Source organism: Eggerthella timonensis (assembly GCF_900184265.1).
GTDB classification, from domain to species: domain Bacteria; phylum Actinomycetota; class Coriobacteriia; order Coriobacteriales; family Eggerthellaceae; genus Eggerthella; species Eggerthella timonensis.
In genome coordinates, this window is record NZ_FXXA01000002.1 from 1,562,949 (window position 1) to 1,576,483 (window position 13,535).

Genomic DNA, 13,535 nt, shown 5'->3' on the forward strand with positions numbered 1-13,535 from the left:
GCGGAACCGGTGCGCTACACTATCGGCGAACCCGAGCACCAAGGAGCCAACTATGTGCGGAATCGTCGGATACACTGGAAAGCGTCCCGTCAAGGACATCCTCATCGAAGGCCTGTCGCGACTTGAGTATCGCGGCTACGACTCGGCCGGTATCGCCGTCGAACAGGACGGCAAGCTGGAAGTCGTGCACTGCAAGGGGAAAGTGAGCGGCCTCGCGCGGCTCGTCGAGCCCCTTAACCTCACCGGCACCTGCGGCATCGGCCACACGCGCTGGGCCACCCACGGCCGCCCGAGCGAGGCGAACGCGCATCCCCATACCTCCTGCGACGGCCATGTCGCCGTCGTGCACAACGGCATCATCGAGAACTTCGCCGAGCTGCGCGAAGAGCTGGAAGGCCGCGGCCACGAGTTCACGAGCCAGACCGACACCGAGGTCATCGCGCACCTGGTTGAAGAGAACCTGCGCGAAAGCAACGATCTGCTGCAAGCTGTGCGCGATGCCACCGAGCGCCTGATCGGCGCGTACGCCATTGCGGCCGTCAGCGACCAAGAGCCCGGCACCCTCGTTGCGGCGCGCAAGGACTCGCCGCTCGTGGTGGGGCTCGCCGACGACGGGGCGTACGTGGCCTCCGACATCATCGCCATGATCGACGACACGCGCAACGTGGTGGTTCTGGCCGACGGCGACCTGGCGAAGCTCACGCCTACGGCCACCACGTTCTTCAACGTGCGGGGCGAGGCGTACGAGCCGGAGGTCACGCACGTGGATTGGGATCTCGACGTGGCCGAGAAGGGCGGCTACCCCGACTTCATGCTCAAGGAGATACACGAGCAGCCGCGCGTCATCCGCGACACGCTGGCGGGCCGTCTCGTGAACGGCGCGCTGGCCATCGACGAGCTGGACCTCTCGCTGGAGGAGCTCAACCTCATCGACCGCGTGTACGTCATCGCGTGCGGCACGAGCTACCACGCCGGCCTCATCGCGAAGAACCTCATCGAGGGCTGGGCGCGCATCCCCTGCGAGGTGGAGGTGGCCAGCGAGTTCCGCTACCGCAACCCCATCATCACGCCGTCCACCCTCGTGGTGGCGGTGTCGCAGTCGGGCGAGACCGCCGATACGCTGGCGGCTATCCGCGACGCGCGCGTGAAGGGCGCGAAGGTGTTCGGCATCACGAACGTCGTGGGATCGCCCGTGGCGCGCGAGAGCGACGGCGTCATCTACACGAAGGCCAACAAGGAGATCGCCGTGGCGTCCACGAAGTCGTTCTTGGGCCAGGTGGTGTCGCTCACGCTGCTCGCCATGCTGCTTGCGCAGGTCAAGGGCAAGCTCAAGACGAACCAGGTGCGCCTTTTGTTCCACGAGCTGGCCGACACGGCCGAGCAGGTGGAGCGCATACTGGCCGACGATGCCGCCATCACGCAAGCGGCGCGCGCGTGCAAGGACGCTTCGAGCGCGCTGTTCGTCGGGCGCGGCATGGGCGCCGCCATCGCGTGCGAAGGCGCGCTCAAGCTCAAGGAGATCAGCTATCTGCATGCCGAGGCCTATCCGGCCGGCGAGATGAAGCACGGTCCCATCGCGCTCATCGACGAGGGCTTCCCGGTCATCGCGGTGGCCACGAAGAGCCCCGTGTACGACAAGCTCGTGTCGAACTTGCAGGAGGCGAAGGCGCGCGGCGCCATGGTGGTGGCCATCGCCACCGAGGGCGACGAGGATATCAAACACCACGCCGACCATGTCATCTACATCCCGAAGGTGCGCGATGCCTTCTCGGCTATCACGGCCAGCGTACCGTTGCAGCTGTTCGCGCGAGCCATCGCCGTCGAGCGCGGCTGCGACGTGGACCAGCCCCGCAACCTGGCTAAGTCGGTGACCGTTGAGTAGGGAGGCGGCGGCCCAGCAGGCCGCGACCGTCAGCGCCGCCGAGGCGGCGTCGTCGGCGTTCGAGGGCGTCGAAGGCGCGGTGGGCCTCGGCGTGGACATCGTCGAGATCGCTCGCATGCGGCGCATCCTCGAGCGCACCCCGAGCTTCCGCGAAAAGGTGTTCTCCGAAGAAGAGCGCGCCTACTGCGAATCCACGGCCAACCCCGAGGTGCACTACGCCACGCGCTTCGCCGCGAAAGAGGCCGTGCTCAAGGCGCTCGGCACCGGGTTCTCGCGCGGCGTTGCCAACCACGACGTGGAAGTGCGCCGCAACGCGAAGGGCCGTCCTTTCGTGGTGCTGCATGGACGGGCGAAGGAGATCGCCGCCGAGCAGGGCGTGCGCGAGCTGCCGCTGTCGCTGTCGTACACGCATACCGACGCCGTGGCCTGCGCGCTCGCCATCACGGAGGAGTCGGTGCGTGCGCAGGAGGAACGCGTGAACCCCATGGAGGAGCTGGCGAAGCAGTTCAAGGAAGCCCGCAGCCTCCTCGACGAGATGGACAAGCCGACGGCGGGAGAGACGGGAGCGGCGGAGGCCGAGCCGCGCGCGTAGACCGGCGGCGCGGGCGGAGGCCGCCGCGCCTTCGACATGCGAATCGTGCAGGTTCAAGCAATTTTGGCGTTTTGCGAACTTCGCTCCGCGCTCAAAACCAACCAGATTTTGCGCTGCGCGCAAAGCATCAGGTCATGTGCGCATGCGAAAATCCGTGCGAGAAAACTCGCGTTTTTCGCTCAAGGCTCGTCGAAGAAACTTCGGTAGTCGTTCCAGAAGCCGTCGCCGAAGCGGCGGCGGGCTTCGTCGTCCTCCATGTATTCCAGCAGGTCGCCCGGCTGGCAATCGAAGATGCGGCAGAGCTCGTCGAGCGTCTCGATGCGAAACGCTCGAATCTTGCCGTTCTTGATACGCGACACGGTCTGCACGGTGCAGTCGAGCTCGGCCGCGAGCTCTACCGACTGCATCTTCTTCGCGGCCAGCAGCTTGTCGAGGTTGAAGATAATCGCCATAAGGATCGCCTACACCGTATCGTCTGTAAGGCGCTGTAGCAGGGCGCCATACTTGAACACGTACGATAGGAAAAACGATAGTGCCGCTCCGTATACAAGGGGCATGTTTATGCGAAGCTCGGGATTGCCCGCCTGCGAATCTTGTGCCGGGCCGATGCCGAGATGCACCTGACTGGACTGCACCATCAAGGGGTCGATTGCCAACGAGGGGATATCCAATACCACCCCAACCGCGAGAAGGATGCCGATCAGGCGGATCCTGCTCGCTTGCTTTTCCGTAAACGGGGAGGTTCCCCGTGCGATGTCGTCGAACACTTTGATAGCGACGAACAGGGTCAAACAGAACACTGCGGCAGTCAGCACATGGTACGCGACGCTCATCAGCAGAGCGACGATGTCGATTTCCCCGTCAAACGTGCCGAGCTGGTAGAAATACAGGGCGAGAAGAAGAGCTACGAATGCGCACGTGGCGACGAAGACGGCCCTGAGCGCGACAGCGATGACCTTGCTTGCTTTCGCCATGCGAGACAGGGCGACCTTTGTGAGTGTGGCGTTCTTCGAGCGCATGGGGCAGTGCTCCTCTCCGGGGCTACGTGGCTCAATGATGCTGTAAGCGATTATAGTTTCTCAGATTGCCTCTCAGCGTATAAAGTTAACCGATTCTTTTAATTTATTAAGCGAAAGGATTGAATTTCAGGAGTGAACCATCTAATTTGAATTGAAGCATACGCACGGAGAGACGAGGAGGCGCCCTATGACGCCGGAACACGACACGCAAGGCCAACCCGACGGCCGTCAGGCGACGCCCTCCCACGATGCCGACGACTTCCCGCCTCCCGATCAGTTCACCTCGTTCGTGCCGGCTTCGCGCGGCGGGCGCAAGGCGCCCGCTCACGGCGCGCCCGGCGGATTCGGCGTTCCCGACAACCAGCGCGGCCCGTCGCGGCAAAAGCCTGCGTTCACCAAGAAGGCCGCCCTCATCGCCCTCGGTGCGCTCGTGGGCGTGGTCGCGATCGTCTATCTGGCGGGAGCGTTCACGTTCACGGACCGCTTCATGCCGAACACCACCATCATGGGCAAGGACGTGTCGCTGAAAACCACCGCCGAAGTGCAGGACCTGCTCACCGACGTGGCGAAGAGCTACCAGCTGAACGTCTCGGGGCAGGGCTTCTCGCTGACCCTCACCTCGTCAGACATGGGCACGGCCATCAACAGCGAGAGCGTGACGGATGCCATGCACGCCGATGCCAGCCCTTGGGCGTGGCCGATCGAGATCTTCGCCACGCACGACGAGACCGACAAGCTGGCCACCTCGAACGGCAAGCTGGACGAATCGGTGCGCAAGGCGGTCGAAGCGTTCAACGAGCAGGCGGAAGCGCCGCGCAACGCCGGGCTCGACTACGACGGCGGCAGCTCGCGGTTCGTCGTGCGCGCCGAGACGACCGGCACCGCGCTCGATGCCGACAAGGTGGTCGAGGCGGTGAACGCGGCCGTCGCCGAGCTCGAAACGTCCGTCGCCCTCACCGAGGACGCGCTGCAGCAGCCCACGCTGTTCTCGGACGACGAACGTCTGGCGAAGTCGGCCGACGACGCGAACGCGCTGCTGAAAGCCGACTTCTCGCTCAACCTGGGCGACACGCCCGTGGCCCAGGTGGATGCCGACCAGATAGCCGATTGGATGCGCCTGCGCGACGACGCGTCGGTGGGCATCGACGAGGAGCTCGTGGCCGCTTGGGTGCAGGACATGGCATCCGCGTGCAACACCTACCAGGCTCGCCGCACGTTCACGCGCGCCGACGGCAAGGACGTCACCGTATCGGGCGGCGTGTACGGCTGGATCATCGACAAGGGCAAGCTCAAGGAGACCGTCATGAACGGCGTGAGCTCCGCGCAGACCGGCGACGTGGCCATCCCCTGCGAGCAGGAGGCAGGCGCCTACGACGGCCTGCACGGGCGCGATTGGGGCAACCGCTACATCGACGTCGACCTCGACGAGCAGCACGCGCGCTTCTACGACGACAGCGGCGCCCTCATATGGGAGTCGGACGTGGTCACGGGCACGCCGGACGGCGAGCACGACACCCCTGAGGGCGTGTACGTGGTCAACGGCAAGGAGAGCCCGTCGAAGCTGATAGGCCAGATGGAGCCCGAGACGGGCGAGCCGGAGTACAAGACGGAAGTGAAAACGTGGATGCCGTTCGTGGAGAACTACATCGGCTTCCACGACGCCGATTGGCAGTCCGCGTTCGGCGGCTCGCGCTACTCCTCGGGCTACGGCAGCCACGGCTGCGTCAACCTGCCGCCCGATAAGTCGGTGCAGCTCTACGACCTCATCGAAGTGGGCGACGTCGTGGTGAGCCACTGGTAGGATCGCCGGCCCGTCGCGCAGCCCCCGCGTCCTTCGACACGCGGGCTGCGCTCGCCATGGAGAGGCTCCTACGCGCCCACGAGCTCCGCGAGCGCGTCGGGGATGCATGCGATGACGTCCTCCGCCGTCGCGGCGATGGTCGACCAGCGGGCCGCCGCGGCCAACCCGGCACGGCCGTGCAGCTCGGTGCCCAGCACGCATGCTTCGAACGGGTCGAGCCCCTGCGCCAGCAGCGCCGCCGTCATGCCGGCCAGCACGTCACCCGTTCCCGCCTTGGCCAGCGCGGGGGTGCCGTGCGTCATGCGCACGATCCGCTCCCCGTCCGAGACGTACGTGACCGGTCCTTTCACCACCGCGATCACGCCGTATGCCAGCGACAACCCCTGCGCGAGCGCGCCCGGGTCGTCGGTGGGCAGGTCGAAGGGGCGCGCGAGGCGTGCGGCCTCGCCTGCGTGCGGCGTGACCACGGTGGGGTTCTCGTTGAGAAAGCGCCGCTTCAGCAGACGCCGCCCCTTTTCCGAGACGAGCGCGTTCAGCCCGGTGCCGTCCACGAGCACGGGCGCGTCGGCGTGCTTGAGCACGAAGTGGACGAGCTTGTCGGTGGCGCCGTCGTCCGCATCGAAGCCGCAGCCCGCGAGATAGGCGCGCGGCTTGCCGGGCGTCGAGGCCGGCAAGCTCGCCGTCAGGGCCGCGCGGGGGCGCACGACGAGGGAGGGCCGATAGCCTTGCACGAGCGGCACGGCCGACGGATGGGTGAACACCTCGGTGTAGCCGGCGCCCATGCGCTGGCTCGCGTAGGCCGCCAGGCACGCCGCGCCCGGATAGCGCTCGCTGCCCACGACGGCGCCCAGCGTGCCGCGCGTGTATTTGTTCGCGTCGTCGGCCGGCAGCGGCACGAGGGCCACCAGCTCGTCGTTGCTGTATTCCCGGACGTCCTGCATGGGCACACCGCCTTGTCTTTCGGGGAGCGCGAGGTTGCGCGTGCTCGCATTCTACCGCGTATCGCGGGCGAGCGCGACCGGGGGCGCGAAAGCGTAACGCGATGCCGGATCGGCCCGTAACCGTGCGTAAACAGATGTCGGAGCCGCGCGTTCCGCTTCTCGCGCGCGATAAAATAGCAGGAACAACACTATCGCGTCGCAACCCGCCTTTCGGCGCGTCTGCGGCGCGATCACAGCGACCAAGGAGCGCATCTCATGGATACGACCAACAAGCACGACTGGGGCCTCATCATCGCGGGCGCCCTGCTCGTCATCTGCAGCATGTTCTTCCTCTTCGCGCCGGGCCTGGCGCTCGTCACCATCACGGTGATCGCCGGCGCGGCGTTCCTCGTGTCGGGCATCTTCGACATCGTCAACTACTTCCGCTTCCGCAAGGCCATGAACCTGTCGGGCTGGGCGCTGGCCTACGCGGCGCTCGACATCGTGCTGGGCGTCCTGTTCCTCGTGAACCCGCTCGTGTCGGCCGGCGCGCTCGCGTGGTTCATCGGCGCGTTCTTCATCGTGTTCGGCGTATTCGAGGCCATCGGGGCGTTCAAGGTCCGCAACATGGGCGTGTCCATGTGGGGCTGGATGCTATTCTCGGGCATCGTCGGCGCGCTGTGCGGCCTGACGTTCTTCATCGCGCCCGCCATGCTGGGCGTCTTCCTGTCCGTGTTCATCCTGATGCGCGGCGCATCGCTCATCTTCTACGGCTGGAACACCGGTAAGGCGATGCTCGCGTAGCGAAGGCGGCGCATGGAACGTTTGCTGAAACCCTGAGCCGAGCGCGCAGCGAGGTCGCGGCTCGTGGTAGAATTCCGAGGAAAACAGGCGAAGGCCCCGAATCGTTCGGGGCCTTCTTCCCGATAGTGCGAAACGGTGGAGAACATGGCAGACGAACAGCAATCCTTGCTCGACGAGCAGGCGCTCGCGGAAGCGACCAGCGATCCGGCCGCGCGCATCGACGCGCTCAGGCGCGAGATCGAGCACCACAGCTACCTGTACTACGCCAACGACGCGCCGTCCATCTCCGACGCCGCGTTCGACTCGCTCATGCGCGAGCTGCGCGAGCTGGAAGCGGCCCATCCCGAGCTCATCGACCCGTCCAGTCCCACGCAGCGCGTCGGCGGCTACGTGGGCGAGCAGTTCGCCCCCGTGCGCCACGAGCGGCGGATGTACTCGCTCGACAACGCCATGGACCTCGAGGAGCTGGACGCGTGGATCGAGCGCGTGGTGGAGGCGTTCGGCCGCATGGTGCCCGTGGTATGCGAGCTCAAGATCGACGGCTCGTCCATCGCTTTGACCTACGAGGGCGGCCGCCTCGTGCGCGCGGCGACGCGCGGCGACGGCACCACCGGCGAAGACGTCACCGCCAACATGCGCACGGTGAAGGACGTGCCGCTTCGCCTGCGCGAGGCGGCCCTCGACGGGCTGCGGGACGCGGAGGCGCCGGTTGAGCTGCGCGGCGAGGTATACATGCCGAAGTCCAGCTTCGACGCCCTCAACGTCGCCGCCGAGGCCAATGGCAAGCAGGCGTTCGCGAACCCGCGCAACGCCGCAGCGGGGAGCCTCCGCCAGAAGGATCCCGCCATCACGGCGAACCGCGACCTGTCCACGTTCATCTACGCGGTGGCCGACGAGCGCGCCCTGGCCGTCGAGGGCCAGTGGGAGCTGTTGGCATGGCTGCGCGAGGCGGGTTTCCACGTGAACCCCGACGTCGAGCTGTGCGAGACGCGCGAGGCGGTTCACGTGTTCTGCAAGCGCGCCATCGAGCGCCGCGAGGATCTGCCCTACGAGATCGACGGCGTAGTGGTGAAGGTGAACGCGTTCGCGCAGCAGGAGTCGATGGGCTACACGGCCCGCGCTCCCCGCTGGGCCGTGGCGTTCAAGTTCCCGCCCGAGGAGAAGACGACGCTGCTGCGCGATATCACCGTGCAGGTGGGGCGCACCGGCAAGCTGACGCCCGTTGCCGAGATGGACCCCGTGTCGGTGGCCGGATCCACCGTGGCGCGCGCGACGCTGCACAACGAGGACGAGGTGCAGCGCAAAGACGTGCGCGTCGGCGACACCGTCATCGTGCGCAAGGCGGGCGACGTCATCCCCGAGGTGCTGGGCCCCGTGCTGGCGCTGCGCCCCGCCGACGCCGTCCGCTGGGAGATGCCGCGCACGTGCCCGTCGTGCGGCTCGCCCGTCATCCGCGAAGAGGGCGAGGTGGATTTCCGCTGCATCTCCATCGACTGCCCGGCGCAGGCGCTCGAGCGGCTGCTCCATTGGGCCAGCCGCGGCGCCATGGACATCGACGGCATGGGAGAGGAGATCGTGTCGCGCCTTGTGGAGAGCGGCCGCTTGACCGACGTGGCCGACTACTACACGCTGGACGAGGTGGAGCTGTCGCTCGTCGACATGGGCCGCGTGAACAAGGAAGGCGAGCCCATCCGCCTCGGGTCCACCGTGGCGAAGAAGCTCGTGGCCGCCATCGACGAGAGCCGTGCGCGCCCGTTCGCCCGCGCGCTGTTCGGCCTCGGCATACGCCACGTGGGCAAGACCATCGCCGAGCTGCTGGCGGCGGCGTACCCGTCCATCGAGGCGCTCATGGAGGCCTCGGAGGAAGACCTGGCCGCCATCGACGGCGTGGGCCCGAAGATCGCCCGCAGCGTGTACCTGTTCCTACGCACGCCCGACAACGTGGCCGTCATCGAGCGCTTGCGCAAGCGCGGCGTGGCGATGGCCGACGAGGCGGGCGACCCTGCCGAGCAGCTGCCGCAAACGCTCGAGGGCCTCACGTTCGTGCTGACGGGCTCGCTCGTGGAGAGCGGGATGACCCGCGACGAGGCGGGTGCGGCGCTCAAGGCGCGCGGCGCGAAGGTGTCGGGCAGCGTGTCGAAGAAGACGAGCTTCGTCGTGGCCGGAGAGGCCGCCGGCTCCAAGTACGACAAGGCCGTGACGCTCGGCGTCCCGGTGCTGGACGAAGCGGCTCTGCTGCGCATCTTGGCGACGGGCGAGGCTCCCGAGCCCGAAGCAGCGAGCTGACCTCCATCGTCCCCGAGCGAGCAAAGGCCGGGACACGCGAATCGCCGAATTCTAAGCAATTTTTGCGTTTTGCGGCTACTCAGGGTGCGATCCGGCCGGTTTCCCCCGAATCGGAAAAAGCTGACCTGGGACGATGCGGGAAGTTTCGCGCCCGACGGCAGCCGGAAGCCTCTCAGAGCGGCGAATCGTTCGCAAAACGAAAAAATCGCTTACTTCGAGCTGATTTGCGTGTCCGGTCGTCGCGCCCGGTTGCGTGGGTGCAGGCCGTCCGACGCCGCGCCGCGGTTCGCGTTCGCCAGGTTCTGCCCGCCGCTCACCCAGGGGAGTTACGGAAATGAAATTCGTAACACCATCAAGGGGAAACCTCTGGTATAGTGTGTTACGCAATTGGAAATCGTAACACATGAGCATGAGGTGCTGCGCCGGATCGCGAGGGAGCCGTCGCAGCGGGTGGGAGGATTCGCATGACAACACTGACGCGGCGCGACTTCGCGAAGCTGACGGGCGCGACGGCGGCGACGCTGTCGCTGGGTGGGCTGCTGGCCAGCTGCACGAGCGGCGAGGTGGACAAGCCGGCCGAAGCCACGCCGACCACCGCGGGCGAGGAAACCCCTTCGCAGGTCATCGTGTCGATGACCACCGGCTCCGAGCCGGCGGCGGGCTTCGATCCCTTCGTGTCGTGGGGCTGCGGCGAACATGTGCACGAGCCGCTCATCCAGTCCACGCTGATCACCACCGACACGGATCTCAGCTTCAAGAACGACCTCGCCACGTCGTACGAGGCGTCCGAGGACGGCATGACGTGGACGTTCACCATCCGCGACGACGCGAGGTTCACCGACGGCACGCCGCTCACGGCGCGCGACGTGGCCTTCACCATCAACGGCATCTTGAACGCCGAGGCGTCCGAGTGCGACATGTCCATGGTGAAGGAGGCCGTGGCGAAGGACGACGCCACGGTCGTCATCTCTATGGAGAAGCCGTTCAACGCGCTGCTGTACACGCTGGCCGTCGTGGGCATCGTGCCCGAGCATGCCTACGGCGACACGTACGGCGACAACCCCATCGGCTCGGGCCGCTACCTGCTTGAGCAGTGGGACAAGGGCCAGCAGGTCATCCTCAAGGCCAACCCCGATTACTACGGCGAGGCGCCGAAGATCGAGCGCGTCGTGGTCGTGTTCATGGAAGAGGACGCCTCGCTCGCCGCGGCGCAGTCCGGCCAGGTTGACGTGGCGTACACCTCCGCGACGTTCGCGGACAAGCAGCCGAGCGGCTACGACCTGCTGAACTGCGCGTCCGTCGACTCGCGCGGCATCTCGCTGCCGACCATCCCGGCGGGCGCCTCGAAAACCGACGAGAAGGGCGAGGCGGCCGCCGGCAACGACGTCACCTGCGATCTCGCCATCCGCCAGGCCATCAACTACGGCGTCGACCGCGACAAGATGATCGACAACGTGCTGAACGGCTTCGGCACCGTCGCCTACAGCGTGGGCGACGGCATGCCCTGGTCGTCGCCCGACATGAAATGCGCCACCGACGTGGAGCGGGCGAAGAAGCTGCTCGACGACGGCGGTTGGGCGGTCGGCTCGGACGGCATTCGCGAGAAGAACGGCACGCGCGCCTCGATGAACCTGTACTACTCGGCCGGCGACACCGTGCGCCAGGGCATCGCGGAGGAGTTCTCCAACCAGATGAAGGAGCTCGGCATCGAGATTGCCGTCAAGGGCGCGAGCTGGGACGATCTGTATCCGCACCAGTTCACCGATCCGGTGGTGTGGGGCTGGGGCACGAACGCCCCCACCGAGACGTACAACCTGTTCTATTCCAAGGGCACGGGCAACTACGCTTGCTACGAGAGCGCCGCTACCGATGCGTACCTCGATGAGGCGTTAGCGAAACCCCAGGTGGAGGACTCGTTCGAGCTGTGGCAGAAGGCTCAATGGGACGGCTCGTCCGGCATCGCGCCCCAGGGCGACGCGCCGTGGGTGTGGTTCGCGAACATCGACCATTTGTACTTCGCCAGGGAGAACCTCAAGGTGGCCGAGCAGAAGCCCCATCCGCACGGCCACGGCTGGTCGCTGGTGAATAACGTCGACCAGTGGTCTTGGGCGTAAGTTTTTCATTGCCGGCGCGTGAGGGGCGGGCCATGCCCAGTCGCTCAGACAGTCCTCGCTTCGCTGCGGAACTCGCTTGGTGGGCATTGCCCGCCCCTCACGCTGACAGTGGTGGACTTGTGCGTTGGCTGACTGGTCGCCGTTTGCGCTTGTTGAGGGGGATTGTTGTGGGGTATTTGGACTTGTGAGGTTATAGTAGGCGTATGCCGCGATTTGTTGTTCGGAATATCTTGAAGTTCGTCCTGCTCATGCTTGCCGTGAGCATAGTGACGTTCGTGCTGGTGAGCGTGTCTCCCATCGACCCCGTGCAGGCGAACGTGGGGCAGACGGCCTACATCAACATGAGCGAGGCCAAGCGCGCGCAGCTGGCCGAGTACTGGGGCGTGAACACGCCCCTCTGGGAGCGTTACGTCAACTGGTTCGCCGACCTCTTGCACGGCGACCTGGGTACGTCGCTGCGGTTCAACGCCCCGGTGATCGACGTCATCGCCACGCGGGCGGTGAACTCGCTGGCGCTCATGGCCACGGCCTGGGTGATCAGCGGCGTGCTGGGCTTCGCGCTGGGCATCCTCGCGGGGGCGATGCGCGGGCGGCTCGTCGACCGCATCGTGAAGGGGTACTGCTTCCTGCTGGCCTCGGTGCCCACGTTCTGGTTGGGGCTCGTGTTCCTCATCGTGTTCTCGGTGCAGCTCGGCTGGTTCCCGTTCGGCTTCTCGGTGCCCATCGGGGTGTCGGCCGCCGACGTGACGCTGGCCGACGCACTGCACCACCTCGCGTTGCCGGCGCTCACGCTGTCGGTGGTGGGCGTGGCGAACATCGCGCTGCACACGCGCGAGAAGACCATCGACGTCCTGGAGAGCGACTACGTGCGCTTCGCCCGCGCGCGCGGGCTGTCGACATGGGGCGCGCTGTGCCACCACGGGCTGCGCAACCTCGCGCTGCCGGCGCTCACGTTGCAATTCGCGTCCATCTCCGAGATTTTCGGGGGGTCGGTGCTGGTGGAGCAAGTGTTCTCGTATCCGGGGCTCGGCCAGGCGGCCGTGACGGCGGGCCTCGGGGGCGACGTGGCGCTGCTCGTGGGCATCGCGCTGTTCTCAGCGGCCTTCGTGTTCGCCGGCAATCTGATCGCCAGCACGCTGTACGGCGTGGTGGACCCCCGCATCCGAAAGGGGGAGGCCCGTGGCTAGCGTCGCCGACGAGGCTTTGACGGCCCCGAACGTCCCAAATGTACCCAAAGGTGCCTGTCCCCATTGGGGACATTCGCCGGTGCTGCATGCGCCGCGCCGTGCGCGCGTGGGCAATCGCAAGCTGACGTTGGCGGCGTTCGCGATCGCCATCGCGGCGCTTGCCGCCGTGGTGGTGGCGGGCGTCGCCGCAACCGATGCCGCCACGGTCACCGATTTCTCGCAGAAGAACCTCGCGCCCAGCCTCGCGCACCCCTTCGGCACCGACTGGATGGGGCGCGACATGCTGCTGCGCACGCTGGCGGGCCTGTCCACGAGCGTGCTCGTGGGCCTGCTGGCGGCGACGGTATCGGCGTTCATCGCGCTCGTGCTGGGCGCGGTGGCGGCGCTCGGCGGAAAGCGCGCCGACGCGGCGGTCACCTGGCTCATCGACCTCATGCTGGGCATCCCGCACATCGTCCTGCTCATCCTGATCTCGTTCGCGCTGGGGAAGGGGTTCTGGGGCGTCACCATCGGCGTGGCCGTGACGCATTGGCCCAGCCTCACCCGCGTCATCCGAGCGGAGATCCTGCAATGCAAGCAGTCCGCGTTCGTGTCGGTGGCGCGCAAGCTAGGACAGAATCCGGTGCGCATTGCGGCGAAGCACATGCTGCCCTACGTGTTGCCGCAGTTCATCGTGGGGCTCATCCTGCTGTTTCCGCACGCCATCCTGCACGAGGCCGCCGTCACCTTCCTCGGCTTCGGCCTGCCGCCCGAGCAGCCGGCCATCGGCGTCATCCTCAGCGAGTCGATGGCGTATCTGTCGGCCGGCATGTGGTGGCTCGCCGTGTTCCCGGGTCTCGCGCTCATCGCCACCGTGCTGCTGTTCGACGTGGCGGGATCGAACCTTCGCAAGCTCGTCGACCCCCACAGCTCCCAGGAATAGGAGAAGGG

General features: G+C 66.6%; 11 protein-coding genes. 8 read left to right on the forward strand and 3 right to left on the reverse strand.

Annotated features, from left to right (window positions below; genetic code table 11):
- Positions 1–52 precede the first annotated feature (52 nt).
- Both glmS and acpS read left to right on the forward strand, forming a co-directional pair.
- Positions 53–1,882, forward strand: coding sequence for a glutamine--fructose-6-phosphate transaminase (isomerizing) (gene glmS / locus C1A15_RS06450; RefSeq protein WP_101721785.1), 1,830 nt, complete (start codon positions 53–55; stop codon positions 1,880–1,882).
- Positions 1,875–2,474, forward strand: coding sequence for a holo-ACP synthase (gene acpS, locus C1A15_RS06455; protein ID WP_101721786.1), 600 nt, complete (start codon positions 1,875–1,877; stop codon positions 2,472–2,474). The genes glmS and acpS overlap by 8 nt, the downstream gene beginning before the upstream one ends.
- A gap of 179 nt (positions 2,475–2,653) precedes the next feature.
- Here acpS and C1A15_RS06460 read toward each other — a convergent pair whose 3' ends face one another.
- Together C1A15_RS06460 and C1A15_RS06465 are read right to left on the reverse strand one after the other, a co-directional pair.
- Positions 2,654–2,926 carry a helix-turn-helix domain-containing protein gene (locus C1A15_RS06460; RefSeq protein WP_101721787.1) on the reverse strand — a complete coding sequence of 91 codons (273 nt, stop codon included), beginning with the start codon at positions 2,924–2,926 and terminating at the stop codon, positions 2,654–2,656.
- A gap of 9 nt (positions 2,927–2,935) precedes the next feature.
- Complete coding sequence (locus C1A15_RS06465) at positions 2,936–3,493, reverse strand: hypothetical protein (protein ID WP_101721788.1); 558 nt, start codon at positions 3,491–3,493, stop codon at positions 2,936–2,938.
- 187 nt (positions 3,494–3,680) lie between these two features.
- Between C1A15_RS06465 and C1A15_RS06470 the strand changes: the two genes are divergently transcribed.
- Positions 3,681–5,294, forward strand: a complete 1,614-nt coding sequence (locus tag C1A15_RS06470) for a L,D-transpeptidase family protein (protein ID WP_101721789.1) — start codon at positions 3,681–3,683, stop codon at positions 5,292–5,294.
- 68 nt (positions 5,295–5,362) lie between these two features.
- Here the strand turns inward: C1A15_RS06470 and C1A15_RS06475 are convergent, their stop codons facing one another.
- Complete coding sequence (locus C1A15_RS06475) at positions 5,363–6,235, reverse strand: NAD(P)H-hydrate dehydratase (protein ID WP_101721790.1); 873 nt, start codon at positions 6,233–6,235, stop codon at positions 5,363–5,365.
- A 255-nt stretch (positions 6,236–6,490) separates the two neighbouring features.
- On the opposite strand from C1A15_RS06475, the gene C1A15_RS06480 reads away from it, so the two are divergent.
- The 5 genes from C1A15_RS06480 (at position 6,491) to C1A15_RS06500 (ending at position 13,527) form a co-directional block, all read left to right on the forward strand.
- Complete coding sequence (locus C1A15_RS06480; protein WP_101721791.1) at positions 6,491–7,018, forward strand: HdeD family acid-resistance protein; 528 nt, start codon at positions 6,491–6,493, stop codon at positions 7,016–7,018.
- A gap of 144 nt (positions 7,019–7,162) precedes the next feature.
- Positions 7,163–9,304, forward strand: a complete 2,142-nt coding sequence (ligA, locus tag C1A15_RS06485; protein ID WP_101721792.1) for an NAD-dependent DNA ligase LigA — start codon at positions 7,163–7,165, stop codon at positions 9,302–9,304.
- A 464-nt stretch (positions 9,305–9,768) separates the two neighbouring features.
- Positions 9,769–11,418: an ABC transporter substrate-binding protein gene (locus tag C1A15_RS06490; protein ID WP_101721793.1), complete on the forward strand. Its 1,650-nt coding sequence runs from the start codon at positions 9,769–9,771 to the stop codon at positions 11,416–11,418.
- A gap of 203 nt (positions 11,419–11,621) precedes the next feature.
- Positions 11,622–12,605: an ABC transporter permease gene (locus C1A15_RS06495; protein ID WP_101721794.1), complete on the forward strand. Its 984-nt coding sequence runs from the start codon at positions 11,622–11,624 to the stop codon at positions 12,603–12,605.
- Positions 12,598–13,527 carry an ABC transporter permease gene (locus C1A15_RS06500; RefSeq protein WP_219618184.1) on the forward strand — a complete coding sequence of 310 codons (930 nt, stop codon included), beginning with the start codon at positions 12,598–12,600 and terminating at the stop codon, positions 13,525–13,527. The genes C1A15_RS06495 and C1A15_RS06500 overlap by 8 nt, the downstream gene beginning before the upstream one ends.
- The last annotated feature ends 8 nt before the right edge of the window (positions 13,528–13,535 follow it).